This is a genomic window from Metabacillus litoralis (assembly GCF_003667825.1).
GTDB classification, from domain to species: Bacteria; Bacillota; Bacilli; order Bacillales; family Bacillaceae; genus Metabacillus; species Metabacillus litoralis_B.
Window position 1 is genome coordinate 810,735 of record NZ_CP033043.1, and the last position, 24,653, is coordinate 835,387.

Genomic DNA, 24,653 nt, shown 5'->3' on the forward strand with positions numbered 1-24,653 from the left:
CATGCTAGACATCAACTTACCTGGTTTATCACTTAAAAATCCTATCATGCCCGCATCAGGATGCTTTGGCTTTGGGAGAGAATATAGTAAGTTTTATGATTTAAGTCAGCTTGGTTCAATAATGATCAAGGCAAGTACACAGGAGCCTCGCTTTGGTAACCCTACTCCTCGTGTTGCTGAGACAGAAGCAGGCATGTTAAATGCAATTGGCCTACAAAACCCCGGTGTTCATAAAGTCGTTTCAGAAGAGCTTGCATGGCTTGAGCAGTATGATGTTCCGATTATCGCAAATGTAGCAGGCTCTCAAATTGAGGATTATGTATATGTTGCAGAAAAGATCAGTCAGGCAAACAATGTACATGCTCTAGAATTAAATATTTCATGCCCTAATGTAAAAACAGGTGGCATTGCATTTGGAACAATTCCTGAAGTTGCAGCACAATTAACAAAAGCGGTGAAACATGTATCAGCTGTACCTGTTTATGTCAAATTATCACCTAACGTTGCGAACATCGTTGAAATGGCAAAAGCTATTGAAGATGCAGGTGCAGATGGTTTAACAATGATTAACACCTTAATCGGAATGAGACTTGACCTTAAAACAGGTAAGCCAGTTATTGCAAATAAAACTGGTGGTTTATCAGGCCCAGCGATTAAGCCAGTAGCTATACGTATGATTTATGAAGTAAGTCAAGCTGTTTCGATTCCGATCATTGGCATGGGTGGCGTGCAAAACGTTGATGATGTGATTGAATTCTTATATGCAGGGGCAAGTGCTGTTGCTGTTGGTACTGCTAATTTTGTTAATCCATTTGTATGCCCGGAAATTATCGAGCAGTTGCCAGCAAGGTTAAATGAACTTGGTTTTGAACATGTTACGGAATGTATCGGAAGGAGTTGGAAGGCTGATGCAAAGACCGCTTATTATAGCTCTTGATTTTAAAGATCAGCAAGAGGTACACGAATTTTTACAGCACTTTCAACAAGAACAGTTATTTGTAAAGGTTGGAATGGAATTATTTTATCAGGAAGGTCCTGATATTATATCCTATCTTAAAAAGCTTGGGCACAATATCTTCCTAGATCTAAAGCTTCACGACATTCCAAATACAGTTAAACAAGCAATGCGTGGGTTAGCTAAGCTTGATGTGGACATAGTCAATGTACATGCTCCAGGCGGAAAGAAAATGATGGAAGCAGCTATTGAAGGACTTGAGGCAGGAACACAAGAAGGTAAAACAAGACCAATGTGTATTGCAGTTACTCAGTTAACTAGTACTTCTCAAGATATGATACAAGAAGAGCTATTAATTAAAGAAGATATCAATGATGTTGTCCTTCATTATGCACAAATGGCAAAAGAAAGCGGCCTAGATGGAGTAGTTTGTTCTACTCATGAAGTAGAGAAATTAAATGAAAAGTTTGGAACTTCTTTTATGACGGTCACACCGGGAATTCGGATGAAGGAAGATTCAACAGATGATCAAACTAGAATAGCTACTCCAGACCAAGCACGTTGTCTAGGTTCGACAGCTATTGTTGTCGGAAGAAGCATAACAAAACAAGACAATCCATATGAGGCATATCTAAAAGTAAAAAAAGCTTGGGAGGAATCAGAGGAATGAAACAAACGATTGCAAAAAACCTATTAGAAATTAAGGCAGTTTATCTCCAACCAAATGATCCCTTCACATGGTCTAGTGGATTAAAATCACCAATTTACTGTGATAATCGTCTTACATTATCATTTCCTTCTATTCGTACTCAAATAGCTGAAGGTCTTATCGATTTAATAAAAGAGCATTACCCTGAAGTTGAAGTAATCGCAGGTACTGCAACTGCAGGTATCCCTCATGCTGCATGGGTAAGTGATAAAATGGATTTACCAATGGTCTATGTTCGAAGTAAGGCGAAGGGACATGGGAAAGGAAACCAAATTGAAGGACAAGTTAAACAAAATCAGAAGGTAGTGGTTGTAGAAGATTTGATTTCTACTGGCGGAAGTGCCATTACTGCTGTTGAAGCTCTTCGTGAAGCGGGCTGTGAGGTTTTAGGGATCGTAGCGATTTTTACATATGATCTTGCACTTGGAAAATCAAAACTGGAAGAGGCAAATATTAAAGCACAATCGTTATGTGACTATGACACTCTAGTCGAAGTTGCTGCAAAAGAAGGTTACGTAACAGAGCAGGACATTAGCAAATTAAAAATGTGGAGAGAAGATCCATCTTCTGAACGCTGGCTTGATGTATAACAAAAACATGTAAGGAATAAAGCGTCTTTTTACCGTTGCACAAATAACGTTCATTCTTTAACGTGGAGGGCTGCGATTGGTAAAAAGGTGCTTTTAAATTTTTGATATCATTAGAAAGAAGGAACTTAAAGAAATAATTAGAAATACCAGTATGTAGCTTGGATAAATGAATCGTTCAGGAAGTTTTATCTTTTTTAATAAGCTCCATACCGTTATACCAAGGATAGCAAAAATGAAGGAATGCCTTTCAGCTTTTAACTGATTCAATAATTCTTTACTTGGCTTGTACATAAATATATGAGCAATGCTGAGACAAAATAGATAAAAACCAATGAAGACTAAACAAATATTATCCACGATCTCCCACATAACAATCCTCCTTACACATTCTATTAAATAGTACAAGTTTATGTATATGATTTTGCTTTTATGATTTATTATAAGAAATTAAGATAATAATATAAAAATAATTAATCCGATAAGTAAACTCGGGTTGACATTTGTTATAATTGTGTTAAAATTTTGAATCAAATAGCATATTTATAATAGTTGGTGTAAGTAAGAATATGCTGAGACTGTAATGGTAAGGCTTTTTATATGATCAGAAAGATAAAATTTTAATAAAAATAATCTAGTAAATGTATTGTCAAATCACAGATAAGGTGTATAATTCATACTATATTAATAGGTTTTACACTTAATCCCGAGTATTAATGTGTGAATAAGCGGGATTCTAATTCCGAGTTGAGTAGTGTGAGAGAAAGAGGTGAATCGTATGTTAACATATGAAAACTGGACTGAACAAACTGATCAATTTGAAGTTGATGAAACGTATAAAGGTGCACTTAATGTTTTAAATTGGGCATATGACCATTACGGTGAAGAGGTCGTATATGCTTGTAGCTTTGGAATTGAGGGGATCGTTCTAATTGACTTAATTTCTAAAGTGAAACCAGATGCTAAGATTGTGTTCCTTGACACAGATGTGCATTTTAAGGAAACATACGAATTAATTGATAAGGTAAAAGAAAAATATCCATCATTAAATATTGAATTAAAAAAGCCAAAATTAACACTTGAAGAACAAGCTGAGCAATATGGTGATAAATTATGGGAAACAAATCCGAATCAATGCTGTAATATCCGTAAAATTGCTCCTTTAACTGAAACATTAAATGGTGCAACAGCATGGATTTCAGGTTTAAGACGAGAACAGTCTGAAACAAGAAAGAATGTAAATTATATTAATAAGGACGAACGCTTTCATTCAGTAAAGGTTTGCCCACTTATTCATTGGACGTGGAAGGATGTTTGGAGATACGTTCATAAAAATGACTTAATCTATAACCCTCTACATGATAGAGGATATCCAAGTATCGGTTGTTTTCATTGTACAAAGCCTGCCTTTAATGAGAATGATTTAAGATCAGGTAGATGGTCAGGGCAAATGAAAACAGAATGTGGCCTCCACCAATAGGAGGATATAAATCATGTTAGAAATCATTGCCATCATTATTAGCTTCTTTTTTGCAATGAACATTGGGGCGAGCGGTGCAGCTGCCTCAATGGGTGTTGCATATGGCTCAGGAGCGATTTTACGACCGAGAAACGCACTTATATTATGTGGGATAGGGGTCATATTAGGAGCAGTTATTGGCGGTGGAGAAGTTGTCAAAACAATAAGTTCCGGAATCATTCCATCATCGCTTATATCGATAAAAATGGTTGTTATTATACTCTTTTCAGCTACTTTTTCCTTATTCTTATCCAATCTTTTAGGAATACCTCTATCTACAAGTGAGGTAACGGTGGGATCTGTAGTTGGTGTTGGTATAGCGTACCAAGCCTTATATGTTAATAATTTACTCTATATCATTATGTTTTGGGTTATTGTTCCGATCGTTGCGTTTGCAATTGCCTTTCTTTTTATAAAAATCCTTCATTCCTTTAAGCTGACTCAAAAGTACAGCTTTGAAGGAAAGGTCATCACATATTTACTTATATTTGCTGGTTTTTTTGAAGCATTTTCAGCGGGGATGAATAACGTAGCAAATGCTGTTGGACCCCTTGTAAGTGCTGGTATTCTATCTGTTTCAAAAGGGACATTAATTGGAGGAGTGTTTGTTGCTTTAGGTGCTCTGCTTTTAGGGAGACGTGTTTTAGAGACAAACGGTAAGAAAATAACGAGCTTCTCAAAAATTGAAGGTGTCTTGATTTCTGGTACTGGTGCTACACTTGTCATTGTAGCTTCTATCTTTGGAATACCTGTGCCTCTTACTCAAATTACGACCTCATCGATTTTAGGAATTGGTATTGCAAAATCTGGGGCAAACATCTTTCAACAAAAAATCGTAAAAAATATGCTTATGGTATGGTTAATTTCTCCACTTGTGTCACTAACGATGAGTTACTTCTTAGTGCAGTTGTTTATAGAAAGTGATTTATATACAATCTTTGTATTAGCAAGTCTTTTGCTAGCTACAATTGGCGCAAACAGTTTAATGAAAGCAAGCAAACAAGAAAAGCGTGCTGTACACGAAGAAGGTGGAGGAATATAACTATTATTCCTATTAAACTGATTGGATTTCTATAGTAGAAGAATCAATCAGTAAATAATTTTCGTACTATTACATTTTAATTGGAGGAAATGAAAATGAGCTTACTTCCACATGGAGGAACATTAATTCAAAAATTATCACTAGGAACAGATGTATCACATATTGAGAAAGAAATTGAACTAGATGCAATCTCTCTAAGTGATCTTGAACTAATTTCAATTGGTGGTTACAGCCCAATTGAAGGTTTCTTAACTCAAGAAGATTATGAGTCTGTAGTAGAGAACATGAAATTGAAAAATGGAGTGGTATGGAGTATCCCTATTACATTACCAGTATCAGAAGAGAAGGCATCTACTTTAGCGGTTGGTGATGAAGTTCGCCTTGTGCTTGATGAAGTTACATATGGCACAATTAAGGTTGCAGATATCTATACTCCAGATAAACAAAAAGAGGCAGTTAATGTTTATCGTACAGATGATCTTGCACATCCTGGTGTTAAGAAAATGTTCGAACGTGGTAATGTTTATGTTGGAGGAGAGGTAACATTAGTTCATCGCCCTGAAAAGAAATTTGCAGATTTCTATCTTGATCCTAAAGAATCAAGAGCTAAATTCGAAGAACTAAATTGGAAGACAATCGTAGGCTTCCAAACACGTAATCCTGTTCACCGTGCTCATGAATATATCCAGAAAACAGCATTAGAGACTGTAGATGGTTTATTCTTAAACCCATTAGTAGGGGAAACAAAATCTGATGATATTCCAGCGCATATTCGTATGGAAAGCTATCAGGTTTTATTAAAGAACTATTATCCTTCAGATCGTGTGCATTTAGCTGTATTCCCAGCTGCTATGAGATATGCTGGACCGCGTGAAGCGATTTTCCATGCCTTAGTTCGTAAAAATTATGGTTGTACACATTTCATTGTTGGTAGAGACCATGCTGGTGTAGGCGATTATTATGGAACATATGATGCACAACTTATCTTTTCTAATTTTACTGCAGATGAATTAGGAATTACACCAATGTTCTTTGAGCATAGTTTCTATTGCACAAAATGTGAAGGTATGGCTTCTTCAAAAACATGTCCACATGGTAAAGAAGACCGAGTTATTTTATCAGGTACAAAAGTACGTGAAATGCTTCGTAACGGTGAATTACCTCCTAGCACATTCAGCCGCAAAGAGGTTGTAGAAGTTTTAATTAGAGGCATGAAAGAAACGGTAAATGCATAAGGAGGTAGCAACAATGGCTGTAAATAACATTGTGTGGCATGATGCATCTGTCACAAAAGAAGAGAGAAGAAAGAAAAATAATTACGGAAGCTATGTATTGTGGTTTACTGGCCTTTCAGGCTCGGGTAAATCAACACTAGCAAATGCCCTTGCAAGATACTTATTTGAAAATAATATCCAAACTTATGTGTTAGATGGGGACAATATCCGTCACGGTTTAAATAAAGATTTAGGTTTTACTGATGAAGATCGTAAAGAAAATATTCGCCGAATTGGTGAGGTGTCAAAGCTGTTTGTTGATAGCGGGCAAATTGTGTTAACAGCGTTTATTTCACCATTCCGAGAAGATCGCCAGCAAGTAAAAGACATCCTTTCTGAAAATGAATTCTTCGAAGTATATGTTAAGTGTTCGTTAGATGAATGTGAAGTACGTGACCCTAAGGGATTATATAAAAAGGCAAGAAACAATGAAATCAAACATTTCACTGGTATTGATTCACCATATGAGGAACCTGAAAACCCTGCTATAATTGTTGACACAGAAACCCAAGACATAGAACAATCTGTTAAACAAATCGTAAGTTTCCTTGTCGAAAAAGGATTTATTCAAGAAAATAAATAGTCGTCTAAGTAATAGCAATTGGTCTTTCCAATTGCTATTACTTTCATTTGGTGGCATCTTATAGCTTACAATATGCAACTAGAAAAGGGGGGAGAATCCATGACGAAGGTTTTTTTAGTGGGAGCAGGCCCTGGTGATGAAGATTTGCTTACGATTAAGGCATTAAAGTGTATTCAAAAATCAGATGTTATTTTATATGATCGTTTAGTAAATAAAGAAATTTTAAAACATGCTAAAGAAAATTGTGAGCTTGTTTATTGTGGGAAGCTACCTAACTATCATACAATGAAACAAGAAACGATTAATACTTTTCTTGTTAAATATGCTAAAAGTGGAAAAATCGTTACAAGACTTAAAGGTGGCGATCCGTTCATTTTCGGTCGGGGAGGAGAAGAAGCTGAAGCCTTAGCAAAACATCACATCCCCTATGAAATTATACCAGGGATAACCTCAGGTGTTGCAGCAGCAGCATATGCAGGAATTCCAGTAACACATCGTGAGTTAAGCGGTAGTGTTGCTTTTGTTACTGGTCACCGAAGAGACGGTATTGATGAGGATACGAAATGGGAGTCCCTTGCGAAGGGGATTGATACGCTAGCTATTTATATGGGAGTTAGCAATTTACCATATATTCAGGAGCAGCTAATGAAGTACGGCAAACATTCTCAAACACCTGTTGCAGTTATAAACTGGGGGACTACTGACGTTCAACGCACGGTGACAGGGACATTAGAAAACATTTATCAACGTGTGTTGCAAGAAAACATCACGAACCCTAGCATGATTATTGTAGGTGAAGTAGTTTCTCTAAGGGAAAAATTAAGCTGGTATGAAGAAGTAATTGCAAAAAATGCACAAAGTGAGGCTCTATTACTATGAAACAAGCTGTGTTATATGTTTGTCATGGAAGTCGAGTACCAAAAGCTCGTGAAGAAGCCATTGAATTTATTTCAAAGGTTAAACCAAGAATAAATGCGCAAGTCCAGGAAGTGTGTTTTTTGGAGCTGGCCGAGCCCTCTATTGAGGAAGGGTTTAAAAATTGTGTTAGCCAAGGTGCTACAGATATCGCTGTGATTCCTTTGCTTTTATTAACTGCTGCTCACGCTAAAAGTGATATTCCTGAAGAGGTTGAGCATGTTTCATCACTTTTTCCAACAGTTCGTGTTTCCTATGGAAAACCAATTGGTGTTGATCTACGTTTAGCGGATATGCTGGTCGATAAAATGAATGAAAAATCACCAATTAATAGCTCCTCAACGGCAATCCTTGTCGGAAGAGGCAGCAGCGACATGGATGTTGTAAACGACTTGAACCAAATTGCAGATTTTCTCCAGGATAAATCAGGTGTTAAAAAGGTTCATACATGCTTTTTAACAGCTGCTGAGCCTAGATTTAGTCAAATGATTGAAGATGTTTTCAATTCAGATGAACAATCTCTTTTTATCATTCCTTATTTAATATTTACTGGATTATTAAAAAAGGAAATTGATCATACTGTCAAACAATATAATTGGGGAGATCGAAAGGTTGAGGTTTGTTCGTATTTAGGCCCTCACCCGATTTTACTTGATCTATTTGTTGAACGTGTTCATGAGGCTATAGATAACACTGATGGTTTGTATACCTTTAATAAAGGAAAACAACATGCTCCCACTTCACATTGATGTAAAGGATCATTTGGTTCTAATCGTTGGCGGCGGGAACATTGCGTACCGAAGGTTATCTTTATTTCTTGAGGAAGGGGCAGAAATTACGGTTGTGAGTCCTGACGTTGTGAAAGAAATAGAGAATCTTCATGAGCAAAACCTTTTAAAATGGGTAAAAAAGGAAGTTGAACTAAGTGATTTGGAGCATGCATTTATCATTATTGCAGCAACTGATCATCCCTCTGTAAACGAGTGGGTAGCTGAAAATGCTAACAAGTTTCAGTTAGTAAATGTAGTAAGCAATGTAGAAAAAGGGAATTTTCTTGTTCCAAAGTCAGTGAAAAAAGGGAGACTCTCCTTATCTGTATCCACTAATGGAGCAAGTCCTAAGCTTGCAAAAGAAATTTGTGAAGAATTGTCCAATCAATTTGATGACAAGTTTATTGAAAATCTTGATCACCTCTACGAACAGCGATTGAAGAAAAAGCAAAGAAAATAAAAGGGAATGTACTCGATTTGAAGAGTCATTCCCTTTTATTTTTTTTATATAACCTCACTAGCTATAGAGGGGCTATCTTCTGTAGGTTTACGTTTTTTTTCTTGAACAATCATTACTGCTAACAATACGAAGAATATACCGATATATTGCCATAGGCTAAGCATTTCCTTGAAAACGAAAAAGCCAACAAGAGAGGCCACTACCGGTTCAACAGTAGCCATGATGGAAGCACGACTTGATTCAACCGTTTCTAGACCTTTCGTATATAGTAAGAAAGCGAATAAAGTTGAAAATAAGCCAAGGCCTAAAATGGAAAGCCAAACATCGAAATGTAATAGTAAAGATCCAGTCTCCCAAATCCCGCTTACCGGCGTAATAGCTAGTGCTGCAAAGATAAATGTATAAACTGTTACCGTTAATGATGAATATTTCTGAAGTGCAAACTTACCAAAAATGCTATATAAAGCATAGAAAAAGCCAGAGCCTAAACCGAGTAACAATCCATAGATTGATACTGATTGACTTGTAGATGGGAAAAGTCCAATAACTAATATACATCCCAAAAAGGTAATCAAAAGTGCAGAAATCTTTCTTAGGGTAAGAGCTTCTTTAAAGAATAATCTTGAAAAAATCGTCACAAAAGCTGGCGCAGTATACAATAGTATACTAGCTATGGAAATAGACGTTTCCTTCATACATTGAAACAAAAACCAGTTAAAAAAAACGATGCTAATAATTCCTGTTCCGATAAAATATTTACTATCTGAAATTTTAATTTTTAAAGCATTTTTATTTTTAATAAGAATAAAAATGAGCAAAAATGAAGAGGCTGACAACGCACGAATTGCCACTACATGGGTAGGGGTAAATCCCGCTTCATAGAGATAGGTAACAAAAAGCCCTATCATTCCCCATAATGCTGCCCCAGAAAGTATCGATAGATAGGCTATATTTTTTCTCAAAATTTCCCTTCCTCTCGTAAAGCGTTGCAAATTTAATCTTATCAAAATAAAGATTGAAATTGTATAATTTCACAAAAAACATATCTAATTCATAGAAAAAAGAGCATTGAAGATTCAACGCTCCTTTCAATATTTACCCCTTACGAAGTTGAAAGACTAAGTCTTCGTTTGGAGTCACATAAACAGTTTGTTGATGATCATAAATTACATAACCAGGCTTAGAGCCACTTGGCTTTTTTACATGGCGAATGGTGGTGAAATCAACAGGGACAGAGCTTGAGCTCCTAGCCTTGCTAAAGTATGCAGCGATATTAGCAGCTTCGAGTATTGTCTCTTCTGATGGATTACTGCTTCGGATCACAACATGTGATCCAGGGATGTCTTTGGTATGTAACCAGATATCATCACGGGCAGCAAATTTATTTGTTAAATACTCATTTTGTTTATTGTTTTTACCAACAATGATTTCAGTTCCATCTGAAGAAGAGTAGTGCTCAAGAACTGGCTTTTGAGATTTCTTCTTTTTTAAATTTTTAGATTGTCTTTGTTTTAAGTAGGCTCCTTCTATTAACTCCTCACGAATCTCCTCAATGTCTTTGGGTGAAGCGGACTCAATCTGTTGAATAAGGCTATCAAAATAGTCAATTTCACGTTGTGCTATGTCAATTTGCTCATGAACCACTTCCACTGAATTCTTAGCCTTTTGATATTTCGAAAAGTACTTCTGAGCATTTTCTGATGGAGTTTTTTGAACATCTAGTGGAATGGTCATCATATTGTTTTCTTCATCATAGTAGTTTATCACTTCAGCCTGTTTATCACCTTTGCTAATTGCATAAATATTTGCAGTAATCAATTCTCCATATAATTGAAACTCACTTGCTTTTTCAGCTTGATCGAGAGTGGCGGCCAGTTTTTTAATTTTCTTTTCATTCTTTTTCTTCTCGTTAACCATAAATCGCTCTAAGTCATTTCCTTGCTGTTTCACTCGATCTCGTTCAGCTTTTCCGTAATAGTACCGATCCAATGTTTCAGAGATCGTTGAAAAACTCTTTGTTTTTGCTTCTGTTAAATGAGCTAGGCGGATCATATAGAACTGCTCACGATTATCTAGTTCATATATAGTAGGTTCAAATTTATGCTCTTTTACATCCGATAATATATCTAAAAAAGCATTCGGGAGTGTTTTACGATTTACTAACCCTGCGCGAAAGGTGACCTCTTTGGCGAATAGCGGGGAAATTCCCGCAAAATTTTGTACAAGCTGCTGATCAATTCTTCCAGCATTAAAATCTAACTTTCTTAGAAGTAAATCTTCATCAGCGCCCAGAGGATTTACTTTTTCTTGGCCAGGTGGTAATACATACGGATGACCAGGTAGCACCGTTCGATGACGATTAACTGCTGGTGAAAGGTGTTTTACACTATCTAAAATCATTTCGCGATCTTTATCGACAAGAATGATATTACTATGTCTTCCCATTATTTCAACCATAAGTCGTTTTACGGTTATGTCACCGAGCTCATTTCTGCTTCTAATATCAAAAATGATGATTCTTTCCATCTCAGGTTGTTCAATCTTTTCGATGACTCCACCTTCTAAATGCTTTCTCAATAGCATACAAAACATTGGGGGTTCACTAGGGTTTTCGTAGTTCTCGTTCGTTAAATGAATCCGAGCATAACTAGGGTGAGCTGATAGGAAAAGTTTATGGTTTTTTCCAGCCGACCTTACTTGAAAAATAAGATCATATTTATAGGGTTGATGGATTTTTGTAATCTTTCCGTTTAATAATACACTCTTTAGTTCTTCAGTAATTGCATATGTAAATAAACCATCAAAAGACATGGCACAAACTCCTTTTTGTAAACACACAAGGTGTATAAGTAAATTATTTTCGGTTCTATCCTTCGGTTTGTCTTAAAAAACTGTTAAATCATTTGCCACCATTAAATCTCGGAGCAAATAATTAGTGAAACCTTACAATTTAAATAACTTTTCTAAATGATTATAGCATGTTTTAGGACGAGGCTGAATAAGTTGTCTTATAGGCTAGACAAGTACAAGTTGAACTTTGCAATAAATGCAAAAGACTTCGAAAATTTTCTTGTTTTAAAGGGGTGTGTAGGTGATTCATGAAGTGGCATGAGATGAGATCAGATGAAGTGATGGATTCCATTAATACGGACGGAGATTCAGGATTAACAAGTAAGGAGGTACAAAAACGAACCCAGAAGTTTGGATTAAATGAATTAAAAGAGGCTGATAGACCTTCAGCTATTATTATATTTTTAAGTCAATTTAAAGATTTTATGGTTCTTGTTTTATTAGCGGCAACGCTCATTTCTGGACTGTTAGGCGAATATATTGATGCTATTGCCATTATAGCCATTGTTGTTGTCAACGGCATATTAGGCTTCTTTCAAGAAAGAAAAGCAGAACGATCATTAGAAGCATTAAAAGAATTATCTGCACCACAAGTGAATGTGTTAAGAAATGGGCAGTGGGAGAAAATTTTATCGAAGGAGTTAGTGCCAGGAGACATTGTCAAGTTCTCAAGTGGTGATCGAATTGGCGCTGACATGAGATTAATAGATACGAAGAGCTTAGAAGTTGAAGAATCTGCCCTAACAGGAGAATCACTCCCTGTCCAGAAATCAACTCAACCTATTGCAGGTGAGGAAGTTGGACTAGGTGATTTAACGAATATGGTCTTTATGGGGACTCTTATCACAAGAGGATCCGGAATTGGTGTTGTTATAGGTACTGGTATGAATACCGCAATGGGACAAATTGCAGATCTTCTGCAAAATGCAGAAACAATGGAAACACCACTTCAACGACGTCTAGAACAGTTAGGAAAAATTCTCATTGTTGTTGCATTAGCTTTAACAGTTCTAGTTGTTGGAATTGGTGTAATACAGGGACATGATCTTTATAATATGTTTTTAGCAGGTGTTTCATTAGCAGTTGCAGCCATTCCTGAGGGACTTCCAGCTATAGTAACAGTAGCTCTATCTCTTGGGGTTCAACGAATGATCAAACAAAAGTCAATTGTTCGAAAGCTGCCAGCTGTTGAAACGTTAGGCTGTGCCTCTGTAATTTGTTCCGATAAAACGGGAACAATGACTCAAAACAAGATGACTGTAACACATATCTGGTCCGGTGATAAGGTATGGAATGTAACTGGAACTGGATATCATCCACACGGTGAATTTTTATATGATGATCAACAGGTTGATGTAAACAAAACAAGAACTCTACAACAAATATTAACATTTGGTTCTTTATGTAATAGTGCGTCAATAATTGAAAGCGAGGGTCAGTATCGTTTAGATGGAGACCCTACAGATGGTGCGCTTGTTGTGTCTGCTATGAAAGCTGGTATTAAGCGAGAAACCTTACAGAAAAATTTTGAAGTTGTGGACGAATTTCCGTTTGACTCTACTAGAAAGATGATGAGTGTAGTTGTTAAGGATAAATCAGGTAATCGTTTTGTTGTCACAAAAGGTGCTCCTGATGTGTTACTAAGTGTTTCAAATAATATTTTATGGAATGAAAGGCAAGAGGTTTTAAACAGCAAATATGAAGGGAAGGTAAAAAATGCAATTGAGTCACTGGCTTCTCAAGCATTACGAACAATTGCTGTTGCCTTCAAGCCATTAAAATCAACTGATAAAATTAACTCAAGCTTTGAAGCAGAAAAAGACCTGGTGTTTATTGGTCTACAGGGTATGATTGATCCGCCTCGCCCTGAAGTAAAACAGGCAGTTAAAGAATGTCGTGATGCTGGAATAAAAACAGTAATGATAACAGGAGATCATGTTATAACTGCAAAAGCAATTGCTATGCAATTAAACATTCTTCCGCATAATGGGAAAGTAATGGAAGGGAAAGAGTTATCCAATCTTTCTGTTGAAGAGCTTGAAACCATTGTTGATGATGTATATGTTTTTGCAAGAGTGTCACCGGAACATAAGCTTAAGATTGTAAAAGCATTACAAAATCGGGGACATATTGTTGCGATGACCGGGGATGGAGTAAACGATGCTCCAGCTATTAAAGCGGCTGATATAGGTATATCAATGGGGATTACAGGAACAGATGTTGCAAAAGAAGCCTCATCACTTGTCTTAGTAGACGATAACTTTGCCACAATTAAATCTGCGATAAAAGAAGGCCGTAATATCTATGAAAACATTCGAAAGTTTATTCGTTACCTTCTCGCATCAAATGTTGGTGAAATATTGGTTATGCTATTTGCCATGATCTTAGCTCTACCTTTACCATTAGTCCCAATTCAGATTCTTTGGGTAAATTTAGTAACAGATGGTCTGCCAGCGATGGCTCTTGGGCTAGACCAGCCTGAAGGTGATTTAATGAGACGTAAGCCGAGACACCCTAAAGAAGGTGTATTTGCTAGAGGCTTAGGTTGGAAAGTAATATCCCGAGGTTTTTTAATAGGTATTGTAACCTTAGCAGCCTTTATGATTGTTTATTACAGAAATCCTGAGGAGCTTGCATACGCACAAACTATCGCATTTGCAACTTTAGTAATGGCGCAATTGATTCATGTATTTGATTGTCGAAGTGAAAAGTCTATTTTTGAACGTAATCCTTTTGGAAATCTATACTTAATCGGAGCTGTCATTTCATCAATCTTACTTATGCTGGTTGTTATTTATTATCCGCCGCTTCAACCTATTTTCCATACATTGCCAATACTTGCGAGAGATTGGTTATTGATACTCGGAATGTCAGCAATTCCAACTTTTTTACTTGCTGGGTCACTTTTAACAAGAAAATCAGCTTAGACTATGTTATAATCCTAAAGGGGGTGACCCACAAAGTCATCCCCTTTGCTTGTTGGTTTATATACATGCTATTTTATTATATAGAGCTACCTTACTTATTGAATTTTTCTTTTTTAGTGGTACTGTAAGCAATTATACATACATAAGCGTTAAATGAGTTAGACTGCCCGTAAATATACCTTGTACCTCGAATCAATACTAGGTTATAAAGCTGATGGACCAATAAGTTTGTATGAGAAAGAGATGTGATACATAGTGGTACTAAGTATGACTGGCTTTGGCCGTTCAAGTGGTCAGATACAGTCCTGTCTTTTTACGGTTGAAATGAAGTCGGTTAACCATCGTTTTTTGGATATTCATATTAAAATGCCAAAGCAATTACTAAGTATTGAAGATAAAATTAAAAAACTTATATCAACATACATAAGTCGTGGACGAATAGAGGTTTATATTAACCTCGAGGGTGAATTACAGTCATCAAAAACAATTCATATTGATTGGGGTTTGTTAGATCAATATACTGAGTCATTACAGCAAATAAAGGAACGCTTCTCCATTAAGGATGATCTTTCTTTGAATCATATTCTTTCACTAGGAGAGAGTATGGAAATACGTGAGGAAGCATTGTCGAGCGATGAGGTTGAAGATGAGTTAATTCAACTTGTCGAAGTAGCTGTAAAGCAATTAGCAGATATGAGAAAAGTAGAAGGTGAGCAACTAGCTCTTGATATTGATAAACGGTTGGATTTGTTGACTGAGATTAATGCTGACCTTCAAAATATGGCTCCTCTAGTGGTGGATCAATACCGAGAAAGAATAAGTAAACGTGTTTCTGAATTTGTATCAGGAAAAATTGATGAAACACGTATATTAACGGAAGTGGCCCTTTTTGCTGATAAAGTAGATATTAGCGAAGAGATTATTAGAATACATAGTCATGTTCATCAATTTAAGCAAACGCTACAAACAAAAGAACCAGTTGGTAGAAAATTGGATTTTATTGTTCAGGAGCTAAATAGAGAGGCAAACACAATTGGTTCAAAAGCAAATGACGGGGCAATTGCAAAAAATGTTGTCGAATTAAAAAGTATTATTGAAAAATTGAAGGAACAAGTTCAAAATATTGAATAGGTTTAATAACCATTGATTATAAAAGGGCTTAAAAGGCAAAAATAGTTTTGTCTATAACCAGGGGGAGCATATTTATGAGCATTAAACTTATTAATATCGGTTTTGGAAACATTGTTTCCGCTAATCGAATTATTTCCATTGTTAGTCCTGAATCAGCTCCAATTAAGAGAATTATTCAAGACGCAAGAGACAGAGGTATGTTAATTGACGCTACATACGGCCGTCGGACTAGAGCAGTTGTTATTATGGATAGCGATCATATTATTCTTTCTGCTGTTCAGCCGGAAACAGTTGCTCAAAGGCTTTCAAATAAAGATGATGTATCAGATGAAGGGTAGGGAATAGAAGCATTGATAAAAGAAAGAGGATTATTAATCGTCCTATCAGGGCCTTCAGGTGTAGGAAAAGGAACGGTTAGAAAAGAGTTATTTTCACAAGAGGACACAGCATTTGAATATTCGATTTCAATGACAACGAGAAAACCACGTGAAGGAGAAGTGGATGGAGTTGACTATTTCTTTAAATCTCGAGAGGAATTTGAGGAATTAATTACTCAAAATAAGTTGCTTGAATGGGCGGAATACGTAGGAAACTATTATGGTACTCCAGTTGATTATGTAGAAAAAACATTGAGTGAGGGTAAGGATGTGTTCTTAGAAATAGAGGTGCAAGGTGCCTTGCAGGTAAGAAATGCATTTCCTGAAGGACTTTTTATCTTTTTAAGTCCTCCGAGCTTAAATGAGCTTAAAAACAGAATAGTTACAAGAGGTACTGAGTCAGAAGAACTTATTAACAATCGTATGAAGGTAGCAAAGGAAGAAATTATCATGATGGATGCCTATGACTATGTCGTAGAAAATGATAATGTTTTATTTGCTTGTGATAGAATTAAAGCGATTGTTACAGCAGAACATTGCCGTCGTGAACGAGTAGCACCTAGATATAAAAAAATTCTGGAGGTTGAATAATATGTTATATCCATCTATTGATGTTTTAATGAATAAATTAGATTCTAAGTACACGTTGGTAACAGTTGCAGCTAAACGTGCTCGTGAAATGCAGGAGTTAAGTGATCAACAGATCGCAAAGCCGGTTTCATATAAGTATGTTGGAAAAGCCCTTGAAGAAATTAATGCTGGACTATTAAATTACAAACGAACTGAAAAATAATGGTTTATATGATAACAACCTAGAATTAGGTTGTTATTTTTTTCAGGGTGTATGATATTTTTCAACCTAACAATTTAAACAATAAAATGATGTGAGTAGGTGGGGGAGTCATGTTATCAAGAAAAAAAATATTATTATGTGTAAGTGGGGGCATTGCTGTATATAAGGCTGCGGCATTAACTAGTAAATTGGTACAAGCTGGTGCAGAAGTAAAGGTTATTATGAGTGATTCAGCCATTGAGTTTGTTTCACCTTTAACATTTCAAGCACTTTCAAGAAATGATGTGTATTATGACACTTTTGATGAAAAAAATTCAAAAGTTATTGCACATATAGACCTTGCAGATTGGGCAGATCTTGTTCTTGTAGCTCCAGCGACCGCAAATATTATTGGGAAACTTGCTAATGGGATCGCTGATAATATGTTGACCACAACATTATTAGCTACCACAGCAAATGTGTGGATCGCCCCAGCAATGAATGTACATATGTACGACCATCCAGCTGTACAGAAAAATATCCAAACACTTTACGAATTTGGATACCGTTTTATTGAGCCTAGTGAAGGTTTTTTAGCTTGTGGATATGTAGGGAAAGGTAGATTAGAAGAACCTGAAAAAATAGTCTCTTTGTTGACGAATTTCTTTGAACAAAAGGAGTTTGGAACGCCATTAAATGGATTTAACATAATGGTAACTGCTGGTCCAACGAGAGAAAAGGTAGATCCCGTAAGATATTTTACGAATCATTCTACAGGTAAAATGGGCTATTCAATTGCTGAGGAGGCTGCAAAGCTTGGAGCAAATGTAACGCTAATAACAGGACCGACTTCATTAACACCACCACCAAATGTTACAACAATTAAAATTGAATCAGCACAAGAGATGTATGAGCAAGTAATTAAACGTTATCCGAACATAGATGTTGTTATCAAGTCAGCTGCTGTGGCAGATTACCGACCAATAAACATACATGAGCAAAAGCTAAAAAAACAAAATGAAAATTTAACAATTGAACTTGCTAAAACGACAGACATCCTTAAAGAGCTAGGACAGAAAAAATCACATCAATTGTTAGTAGGGTTTGCCGCAGAGACAAATGATCTTGATGTGTATGCCAAAAAGAAATTGGCAACTAAAAACCTTGACTTAATTGTGGCTAATAATGTCACAACGGAAGGAGCAGGGTTTGGAACAGACACAAATATTGTGACAATTTATGATAAATCCTTAAACAAAATGGAACTTCCACTTATGTCCAAAAAAGAAGTGGCTAAAAACATACTATTAAAAGTTAATGACATGCTAAAGGATGTTAAATGATGAAGTATGCGAGTGTAATCGTTGATGTTCCTTCAATGCAAACAGATCGGTCCTTTGATTATAAAATACCTGAAGAGTGGCAAGGCTTCTTAACACCAGGTATGCGGGTCGTTGTACCGTTTGGCCCAAGAAAGGTCCAAGGTTTTGTAGTTGAGACAAAAGAACATTCTGATTTTAAACGTTTAAAATCGATTACTGAATGTCTGGATTTAACGCCTTGTTTAACAAAAGAGCTATTACAGGTTGGTCACTGGTTAACAGAAAAAACACTATGTTTTAAGATCTCTGCCTTTCAAGCCATGCTACCAGCCGCTATGAAGGCGAAATATGAAAAGGTGTTATCTCTAACACAAGATGAACATTTTCTTAACATTTCTGATCAATTAAAACCATTTTTTCAAAAACAAAGTCAAGTTGATTTTAAAGAGATCGAACAAGCTGTCTCTTTAAAAACGATACAAAAAGATATTGAAAATGGGTATGTGGAGCTTATCTATAAAGTAAAACAAAAGGGAAATAAAAAAAGAATTAAAATGATTAATCTTAATGTTTCATTTTCCGAGTTGGAAGATAAGATGAATAACATACCTGTTAACGCTAAAAAGCAATTAGAAGTGTTGCAATATTTTAAAGATCACGAAGTGAAGACGATTACTTTACAAGATTTATTAGCAGCAACGAATGTATCAGATGCCTCTGTTAAAGCATTAATTGCAAAAGAAATTTTAAGTGAAAAATATCAAGAGGTTTATCGTGACCCCTATCAAGACCGTGAATTCAAGAAAACAAATGCTCTTTTATTGAATGATGAACAACAGCAAGCGATTATGCCTATTCTATCTTCAATAGAAGAAAATGAACATCATGTATTTCTAATGTATGGGGTAACAGGAAGTGGAAAAACCGAGGTGTATCTTCAATCGATTGAAGAAGTGTTGAAAAATGGAAAGGAAGCGATCGTCCTAGTTCCAGAAATTTCGCTCACACCACAAATGGTAAATAGATTTAAAGGAAGATTTGGTTCAAAAGTGGCTGTTCTTCATAGTGGACTTTCAACAGGAGAAAAATATGATGAATGGAGAAAAATACAGCGTAAAGAAGTTCAATTAGTTGTAGGTGCCAGGTCGGCGATTTTTGCTCCATTTGAAAACCTAGGTATGATTATTATTGATGAAGAACATGAATCAAGTTATAAACAAGAGGAGAATCCTCGATATCATGCTCGAGATGTCGCCATTTATCGGGCTAGAAATCACCATTGTCCGGTTGTACTAGGTAGTGCAACACCAACGTTAGAATCATTTGCTCGTGCTCAAAAAGGTGTGTACAAGCTTCTTTCTTTAAAAGAGCGTGTGAATAAAAGGTCGATGCCAACTGTTGATATTGTTGACATGAGAGAAGAATTGCGAAATGGAAATCGTTCAATGTTTTCAACCTCTTTAATAGAAAAGTTAACTGAAAGACTAGAAAAGGGTGAGCAATCAGTCTTATTTCTGAATAAAAGAGGTTACTCCTCGTTTGTTATGTGTCGTGACTGTGGGTTTGTCATTCAATGCCCACACTGTGATATATCCCTAACTTACCATAGATATGGGCAACAGCTTAAATGTCATTATTGTGGACATGAAGAACATATGCCAAACGTTTGTCCGGAATGTCAAAGTGAACACATAAGATTCTTTGGAACAGGTACACAAAGGGTTGAAGAGGAATTGGTCAAAGTGTTACCAGAATCTCGGATTATCAGAATGGATGTTGATACAACTGGAAGAAAAGGTGCTCACGAAAAATTACTAACAAAGTTTGGAAATAAAGAAGCGGATATTTTACTAGGTACACAAATGATTGCAAAAGGCCTTGATTTTCCAGATGTAACATTAGTTGGAGTTTTAACTGCCGACACAATGCTACACTTACCTGACTTCCGAGCTTCTGAAAAAACATTTCAGCTATTAACACAAGTAAGTGGGAGAGCGGGAAGACATGAGCTTCCTGGTGAAGTTATCATTCAAACATATACACCAGAACATTATAGTATCCAATTAGCAAGTCAGTATGATTATGATGCTTTTTTTGAACAAGAAATGTTTCTTCGAAAATCCCATGCATACCCACCGTATTATTATTTAACACTTATAACAATTTCTCATCCAGAAATTACAAAAGTAGTTGCTGTAACGGAAAAAATCGTTCAGTACTTAAACAGAAATTTATCGAACACAACAAAAATCCTCGGACCAGTCGCATCACCTATCCCAAGGATCAAAGATAGATATCGATATCAATGCATGGTAAAATACAAACGGGAAAACAACTTACATGAGACTTTACGCAAAATCATTGATCATTTCCAGCAAGAAATGAGTTCAGATGATCTAGCGATTACGATAGATTTAAGTCCAAACACTATGATGTAATCCATACTTACTTAGCTATAAATAGCAATCATCAAGAATTATATATTTTAAGCAATACCCGAATGGTTGAATTCAGAAATACTCTGTTTCTACCATTCCATACATAATTAAATTTTAATAAAGATCTGTAAACGTTTGGAGGAATTTTTTTGGCTGTAAAACCAATTGTTATGTTTCCGGATGAGGTATTAGAAAGGCCGTGTGACAAAGTAACAGTTTTTGATAAAAAATTAACAAAGCTTTTAGCTGATATGTACGATACCATGATAGAAAATGATGGGGTAGGTTTAGCCGCACCACAGATAGGCATTTCTCAACAAATTGCGATTGTTGATATAGATGATCACCACGGAACAATCGAGTTAATTAACCCTGAAATAATAGAGCATCGTGGTAAGCAAACAGGTCCTGAAGGATGTTTAAGCTTTCCAGGTTTATTTGGCGAAGTAAGCCGGGCGGATTATGTAAAAGTTCGTACATGTAATCGTAAAGGAAAAGTGAAAGTAATCGAGGCTGAAGGGTTTCTTGCTCGGGCGATTCAACATGAAATGGATCACTTAGAGGGAATTTTATTTACATCAAAAGTAGAAAAATATTTAGACGAAGAAGATCTTGAAAGTGCGGAAGGATGAACGTAATGACAAAAATTGTTTTTATGGGAACACCTGATTTTTCTGTTCCGGCTTTAAGAAGTCTGGTTGAAGAGGGCTATAATGTTGTAGGAGTTGTTACTCAACCTGATCGACCAAAAGGAAGAAAGAAAACATTAACTCCTCCTCCTGTTAAAGTTGAAGCTGAAAAACATAATATTAAGGTTCTTCAACCAGAAAAAATACGTCATGAAGTTGAAACTGTTTTAGAATTGGAACCAGATTTAATTGTAACAGCTGCTTTTGGCCAAATTTTACCTAAAGAGCTTTTAGAAGCCCCTAAACATGGATGTATTAATGTTCATGCTTCACTATTACCAGAATTAAGAGGTGGAGCACCAATTCATTATTCGATCTTACAAGGGAAAACTAAAACAGGTATTACCATCATGTATATGGCTGAAAAGCTGGATGCTGGCGATATTTTAACACAAGCTGAAGTGGAAATTGATGAAAAGGATACAGTAGGTACTCTTCATGACAAGCTTAGTGAAGCAGGAGTTAAGCTCTTAATAGATACTATTCCACCACTATTAGAAGGAAAAATAGAACCGCAAAAGCAAGATGATTCTAAAGCTACTTTTGCTTCTAATATTAAAAGGGAACAAGAAAAGATTGATTGGACAAAGCCTGGAGAGGAAATATATAACCAAATAAGAGGACTTAACCCATGGCCTGTTGCGTTTACTAGCTTTCAAGATCAACCATTAAAAATATGGTGGAGTGAGAAGGTGGTAAATAAAAATGAATCCACACCAGGAACGATTATTGGATTTGACCAAGATGGGTTTGTTGTTGCAACAGGAAATGATACTGCGATAAAAATAACGGAATTACAACCTTCAGGTAAAAAAAGAATGCGTGGGGAAGATTATTTAAGAGGGACCACAATGACAGTTGGTGAGAAATTAGGCGATGAAGATGAAAAACAAAATGACCGTACGTGATGTGGCTGTTGAAACATTACTTCAAATCGAGAAAAATCAAGCATATAGTAACTTACTTTTAAATTCTATGATAAAGAAATATCAAGTAAATACAAAAGATATTTCTTTATTAACTGAAATTGTATATGGAACTTTACAACGAAAAGATACCCTTGATTATTATTTAGAGAACTTTTTAAAGAAATCAAAAAAAATCGATGCGTGGGTAAGAATTTTGCTTCGCATCTCGGTTTATCAAATGGTTTATCTGGATCGTGTACCTGAGCGAGCAATTTTTTTTGAAGCAGTAGAAATTGCTAAAAAAAGAGGTCATAAGGGAATCTCTTCTTTTGTTAATGGTGTACTAAGATCGCTACAAAGAGAGGGTTTATCAGATATAAATCAGATTGCTGATCCTGTTGAAAGACTTTCGATTAAAACGAGTCACCCTAAATGGTTAGTAGAAAAGTGGATAGATCAGTATGGATATGAAGAAACAGAAAAAATGTGTGAAGCTAATTTAACACCACCATCACAAACTGCCCGTGTAAATCAAACAAAAATGACTGTTGATGAACTAATGAAGACATTAAACCAAAATGGTGTAAGTGTAGAACATGGTGATCTAGCAGTTGATGCAATTAAAGGGACAAAAGGAAACCTTGCTTTGACTGATGCGTTCTCTGAAGGGTTTTTAACGATTCAGGATGAAAGTTCAATGCTGGTTGCAAGAGCGCTGAATCCACAAATTGGTGAAACAGTTTTAGATGCTTGTGCTGCACCTGGAGGAAAGTCTACTCATATAGCTGAAAGAATGGAAGGAACAGGTACTGTTCACTCATTGGATTTACATGAGCATAAAGTAAAGCTAATTAAACAACAAGCAGAACGACTTGATTTAACAAATATTCAAGCAGAGGCTTTAGACAGTAGACTTGCAGGAGACCGTTTTGAAAAAGATAAGTTTGACCGAATTTTAGTAGATGCGCCATGCTCGGGATTTGGTGTTATTCGAAGAAAGCCGGATATAAAATATACAAAATCTCCTGAAGATGTTCTAAAGCTTGCTGAGTTACAGAAAAATATCTTACATGCTGTTGCCCCTTTATTAAAAAGTAATGGTGTGTTAGTTTATAGTACATGTACAATTGACCGAGAAGAAAACACGGATGTTATTCAATCATTCTTAAAAAATCATCCTGAGTTTGAACTTGATCAGGGTGCAATTCATCATTTTCCTGAAAAACTTCATCCATATTTTAAGGGTGGAGAAGTACAACTGTTACCACATTACTTTGGAACAGACGGATTTTATATAGTATGTTTACGAAAGAAGGGTTAAAATTGGAACAAGCAAAAGCAACGAGGATTAAAAAAGACAACTTAGAGAAGAAGAGCAACCCATCCATTTATTCTTTAGAACTTCATGAGCTTGAAGATTGGCTAAAAGATCATGGAGAAAAAGCGTTCAGAGCGAACCAGATTTTTGAATGGCTTTATACAAAGCGTGCAACAAGCTTTGAGGATATGTCAAATCTCTCAAAGAGCTTAAGAACACTATTAAGTGAGAATTTTACTTTAACAACATTAAATACGTTAATTCAACAAACTTCAAAAGACGGGACAATTAAGTTTCTTTTTGAACTTCATGATGGATACTCTATTGAAACGGTTTTAATGAGACATGAATATGGGAATTCTGTATGTGTAACTACACAAGTTGGGTGTAGAATTGGTTGTACATTCTGTGCTTCAACTTTAGGTGGTTTAAAAAGAAATTTAGAAGCTGGTGAAATTGTTGCTCAAGTTGTAAAAGTTCAACAAGCCCTTGACGAATTTGAAGAGCGTGTCAGTCATGTAGTGATTATGGGAATAGGTGAGCCTTTTGATAATTATGATGAAATGATGTCATTTTTGAAAATTATTAATCATGATAAAGGCTTAAATATTGGAGCTAGACACATTACAGTTTCTACTAGTGGAATTATTCCGAAAATCTATAAGTTTGCTGATGAAAAGCTACAAATTAACTTTGCAATTTCTCTACATGCACCAAATACTGAGTTGAGAACGAAACTAATGCCGATTAATAAAGCATACAAGCTACCAGATCTTATGGAAGCAGTAAGATACTATGTAGATAAGACTGGACGACGTGTAAGTTTTGAATATGGATTATTTGGTGGAGAAAATGATCAGGTAGAGCATGCTGAAGAACTTGCACAATTAGTGAAAGGGTTAAAATGTCATATTAATTTAATACCAGTTAACTATGTACCTGAAAGAAATTATGTTCGTACACCAAAAGAGCAAATCAAACTATTTGAAGATACGCTTAAAAAGCACGGTGTTAATGTGACAACTAGAAGAGAACAAGGACATGATATTGATGCAGCGTGTGGCCAACTTCGAGCTAAGGAGCGTAAAGAGGAGACGAGGTGACCAT

23 protein-coding genes are annotated in these 24,653 nt (G+C 35.9%); 21 read left to right on the plus strand and 2 right to left on the minus strand.

The annotated features are described in order from the left end of the window. Position 1 precedes the first annotated feature (1 nt). The 10 genes from D9842_RS03775 to D9842_RS03825 all read left to right on the plus strand — a co-directional run bounded on the left by D9842_RS03775 (position 2) and on the right by D9842_RS03825 (position 8,814). Positions 2 to 937 (plus strand): dihydroorotate dehydrogenase, encoded by a 936-nt coding sequence (locus D9842_RS03775; RefSeq protein WP_121661346.1) that lies wholly within the window; start codon positions 2 to 4, stop codon positions 935 to 937. Next, positions 909 to 1,625: an orotidine-5'-phosphate decarboxylase gene (pyrF, locus tag D9842_RS03780; RefSeq protein ID WP_121661347.1), complete on the plus strand. Its 717-nt coding sequence runs from the start codon at positions 909 to 911 to the stop codon at positions 1,623 to 1,625. Before D9842_RS03775 ends, pyrF begins: the two co-directional genes overlap by 29 nt. After that, entirely contained in the window at positions 1,622 to 2,254 is a 633-nt protein-coding gene (pyrE, locus tag D9842_RS03785; RefSeq protein ID WP_121661348.1) for an orotate phosphoribosyltransferase, read from the plus strand. Before pyrF ends, pyrE begins: the two co-directional genes overlap by 4 nt. A 775-nt stretch (positions 2,255 to 3,029) precedes the next feature. Beyond that, positions 3,030 to 3,731, plus strand: a complete 702-nt coding sequence (locus D9842_RS03795) for a phosphoadenylyl-sulfate reductase (protein WP_121661350.1) — start codon at positions 3,030 to 3,032, stop codon at positions 3,729 to 3,731. Positions 3,732 to 3,744: 13 nt separating this feature from the next. Beyond that, positions 3,745 to 4,812: a sulfate permease gene (locus D9842_RS03800; protein WP_121661351.1), complete on the plus strand. Its 1,068-nt coding sequence runs from the start codon at positions 3,745 to 3,747 to the stop codon at positions 4,810 to 4,812. Between the two features lie 95 nt (positions 4,813 to 4,907). Beyond that, on the plus strand, positions 4,908 to 6,047 hold the full coding sequence (gene sat, locus D9842_RS03805; RefSeq protein ID WP_121661352.1) for a sulfate adenylyltransferase: 1,140 nt from the start codon (positions 4,908 to 4,910) through the stop codon (positions 6,045 to 6,047). A 13-nt stretch (positions 6,048 to 6,060) separates the two neighbouring features. Continuing rightward, positions 6,061 to 6,669 carry an adenylyl-sulfate kinase gene (gene cysC, locus D9842_RS03810; protein ID WP_121661353.1) on the plus strand — a complete coding sequence of 203 codons (609 nt, stop codon included), beginning with the start codon at positions 6,061 to 6,063 and terminating at the stop codon, positions 6,667 to 6,669. A gap of 99 nt (positions 6,670 to 6,768) precedes the next feature. Next, positions 6,769 to 7,548, plus strand: coding sequence for a uroporphyrinogen-III C-methyltransferase (gene cobA / locus D9842_RS03815; RefSeq protein WP_121661354.1), 780 nt, complete (start codon positions 6,769 to 6,771; stop codon positions 7,546 to 7,548). Then, positions 7,545 to 8,333: a sirohydrochlorin chelatase gene (locus tag D9842_RS03820; RefSeq protein WP_121661355.1), complete on the plus strand. Its 789-nt coding sequence runs from the start codon at positions 7,545 to 7,547 to the stop codon at positions 8,331 to 8,333. The genes cobA and D9842_RS03820 overlap by 4 nt, the downstream gene beginning before the upstream one ends. Further along, positions 8,314 to 8,814 carry a precorrin-2 dehydrogenase/sirohydrochlorin ferrochelatase family protein gene (locus D9842_RS03825; protein ID WP_162987287.1) on the plus strand — a complete coding sequence of 167 codons (501 nt, stop codon included), beginning with the start codon at positions 8,314 to 8,316 and terminating at the stop codon, positions 8,812 to 8,814. Before D9842_RS03820 ends, D9842_RS03825 begins: the two co-directional genes overlap by 20 nt. A 44-nt stretch (positions 8,815 to 8,858) precedes the next feature. On the opposite strand, the gene D9842_RS03830 is transcribed toward D9842_RS03825, so the two are convergent. Beyond that, positions 8,859 to 9,776 carry a DMT family transporter gene (locus D9842_RS03830; RefSeq protein WP_121661357.1) on the minus strand — a complete coding sequence of 306 codons (918 nt, stop codon included), beginning with the start codon at positions 9,774 to 9,776 and terminating at the stop codon, positions 8,859 to 8,861. Between the two features lie 133 nt (positions 9,777 to 9,909). Continuing rightward, complete coding sequence (locus tag D9842_RS03835; RefSeq protein ID WP_121661358.1) at positions 9,910 to 11,625, minus strand: Rqc2 family fibronectin-binding protein; 1,716 nt, start codon at positions 11,623 to 11,625, stop codon at positions 9,910 to 9,912. A gap of 287 nt (positions 11,626 to 11,912) precedes the next feature. Between D9842_RS03835 and D9842_RS03840 the strand changes: the two genes are divergently transcribed. From D9842_RS03840 to rlmN, 11 genes are all read left to right on the plus strand, one after another. Then, positions 11,913 to 14,591, plus strand: a complete 2,679-nt coding sequence (locus D9842_RS03840) for a calcium-translocating P-type ATPase, SERCA-type (protein WP_121661359.1) — start codon at positions 11,913 to 11,915, stop codon at positions 14,589 to 14,591. Between the two features lie 255 nt (positions 14,592 to 14,846). After that, positions 14,847 to 15,722, plus strand: a complete 876-nt coding sequence (locus D9842_RS03845; RefSeq protein WP_121661360.1) for a YicC/YloC family endoribonuclease — start codon at positions 14,847 to 14,849, stop codon at positions 15,720 to 15,722. A 74-nt stretch (positions 15,723 to 15,796) separates the two neighbouring features. After that, on the plus strand, positions 15,797 to 16,060 hold the full coding sequence (gene remA, locus D9842_RS03850) for an extracellular matrix/biofilm regulator RemA (RefSeq protein WP_121661361.1): 264 nt from the start codon (positions 15,797 to 15,799) through the stop codon (positions 16,058 to 16,060). A gap of 15 nt (positions 16,061 to 16,075) precedes the next feature. After that, positions 16,076 to 16,690, plus strand: a complete 615-nt coding sequence (gmk, locus tag D9842_RS03855; protein ID WP_121664933.1) for a guanylate kinase — start codon at positions 16,076 to 16,078, stop codon at positions 16,688 to 16,690. 1 nt (position 16,691) lies between these two features. Beyond that, a complete protein-coding gene (gene rpoZ / locus D9842_RS03860; protein WP_121661362.1) occupies positions 16,692 to 16,892 on the plus strand; it encodes a DNA-directed RNA polymerase subunit omega in 201 nt (66 codons plus the stop codon). A 110-nt stretch (positions 16,893 to 17,002) separates the two neighbouring features. Further along, positions 17,003 to 18,214 (plus strand): bifunctional phosphopantothenoylcysteine decarboxylase/phosphopantothenate--cysteine ligase CoaBC, encoded by a 1,212-nt coding sequence (gene coaBC / locus D9842_RS03865; protein WP_121661363.1) that lies wholly within the window; start codon positions 17,003 to 17,005, stop codon positions 18,212 to 18,214. Continuing rightward, positions 18,214 to 20,631, plus strand: a complete 2,418-nt coding sequence (priA, locus tag D9842_RS03870) for a primosomal protein N' (protein WP_121661364.1) — start codon at positions 18,214 to 18,216, stop codon at positions 20,629 to 20,631. The genes coaBC and priA overlap by 1 nt, the downstream gene beginning before the upstream one ends. Positions 20,632 to 20,780: 149 nt before the next feature. Further along, positions 20,781 to 21,263: a peptide deformylase gene (def, locus tag D9842_RS03875; RefSeq protein ID WP_121661365.1), complete on the plus strand. Its 483-nt coding sequence runs from the start codon at positions 20,781 to 20,783 to the stop codon at positions 21,261 to 21,263. A gap of 5 nt (positions 21,264 to 21,268) precedes the next feature. Then, entirely contained in the window at positions 21,269 to 22,228 is a 960-nt protein-coding gene (gene fmt, locus D9842_RS03880; RefSeq protein WP_121661366.1) for a methionyl-tRNA formyltransferase, read from the plus strand. Then, positions 22,197 to 23,549 (plus strand): 16S rRNA (cytosine(967)-C(5))-methyltransferase RsmB, encoded by a 1,353-nt coding sequence (gene rsmB, locus D9842_RS03885; RefSeq protein ID WP_121661367.1) that lies wholly within the window; start codon positions 22,197 to 22,199, stop codon positions 23,547 to 23,549. The genes fmt and rsmB overlap by 32 nt, the downstream gene beginning before the upstream one ends. Then, positions 23,528 to 24,649 (plus strand): dual-specificity RNA methyltransferase RlmN, encoded by a 1,122-nt coding sequence (gene rlmN / locus D9842_RS03890; RefSeq protein ID WP_121661368.1) that lies wholly within the window; start codon positions 23,528 to 23,530, stop codon positions 24,647 to 24,649. Before rsmB ends, rlmN begins: the two co-directional genes overlap by 22 nt. The last annotated feature ends 4 nt before the right edge of the window (positions 24,650 to 24,653 follow it).

Excerpts from the sequence above, each read along its gene's own strand:
- D9842_RS03835 (WP_121661358.1), bottom strand. The coding sequence starts at position 11,625 with ATGTCTTTTGATGGTTTATTTACATATGCAATTACTGAAGAACTAAAG.
- D9842_RS03840 (WP_121661359.1), top strand. The coding sequence starts at position 11,913 with ATGAAGTGGCATGAGATGAGATCAGATGAAGTGATGGATTCCATTAAT.
- pyrE (WP_121661348.1), top strand. The coding sequence starts at position 1,622 with ATGAAACAAACGATTGCAAAAAACCTATTAGAAATTAAGGCAGTTTAT.
- D9842_RS03800 (WP_121661351.1), top strand. The coding sequence starts at position 3,745 with ATGTTAGAAATCATTGCCATCATTATTAGCTTCTTTTTTGCAATGAAC.
- cysC (WP_121661353.1), top strand. The coding sequence starts at position 6,061 with ATGGCTGTAAATAACATTGTGTGGCATGATGCATCTGTCACAAAAGAA.
- D9842_RS03820 (WP_121661355.1), top strand. The coding sequence starts at position 7,545 with ATGAAACAAGCTGTGTTATATGTTTGTCATGGAAGTCGAGTACCAAAA.
- pyrF (WP_121661347.1), top strand. The coding sequence starts at position 909 with ATGCAAAGACCGCTTATTATAGCTCTTGATTTTAAAGATCAGCAAGAG.
- coaBC (WP_121661363.1), top strand. The coding sequence starts at position 17,003 with ATGTTATCAAGAAAAAAAATATTATTATGTGTAAGTGGGGGCATTGCT.
- D9842_RS03795 (WP_121661350.1), top strand. The coding sequence starts at position 3,030 with ATGTTAACATATGAAAACTGGACTGAACAAACTGATCAATTTGAAGTT.
- priA (WP_121661364.1), top strand. The coding sequence starts at position 18,214 with ATGAAGTATGCGAGTGTAATCGTTGATGTTCCTTCAATGCAAACAGAT.
- rsmB (WP_121661367.1), top strand. The coding sequence starts at position 22,197 with ATGAAGATGAAAAACAAAATGACCGTACGTGATGTGGCTGTTGAAACA.
- remA (WP_121661361.1), top strand. The coding sequence starts at position 15,797 with ATGAGCATTAAACTTATTAATATCGGTTTTGGAAACATTGTTTCCGCT.
- cobA (WP_121661354.1), top strand. The coding sequence starts at position 6,769 with ATGACGAAGGTTTTTTTAGTGGGAGCAGGCCCTGGTGATGAAGATTTG.
- D9842_RS03825 (WP_162987287.1), top strand. The coding sequence starts at position 8,314 with ATGCTCCCACTTCACATTGATGTAAAGGATCATTTGGTTCTAATCGTT.
- rpoZ (WP_121661362.1), top strand. The coding sequence starts at position 16,692 with ATGTTATATCCATCTATTGATGTTTTAATGAATAAATTAGATTCTAAG.
- sat (WP_121661352.1), top strand. The coding sequence starts at position 4,908 with ATGAGCTTACTTCCACATGGAGGAACATTAATTCAAAAATTATCACTA.
- rlmN (WP_121661368.1), top strand. The coding sequence starts at position 23,528 with ATGTTTACGAAAGAAGGGTTAAAATTGGAACAAGCAAAAGCAACGAGG.
- D9842_RS03775 (WP_121661346.1), top strand. The coding sequence starts at position 2 with ATGCTAGACATCAACTTACCTGGTTTATCACTTAAAAATCCTATCATG.
- fmt (WP_121661366.1), top strand. The coding sequence starts at position 21,269 with ATGACAAAAATTGTTTTTATGGGAACACCTGATTTTTCTGTTCCGGCT.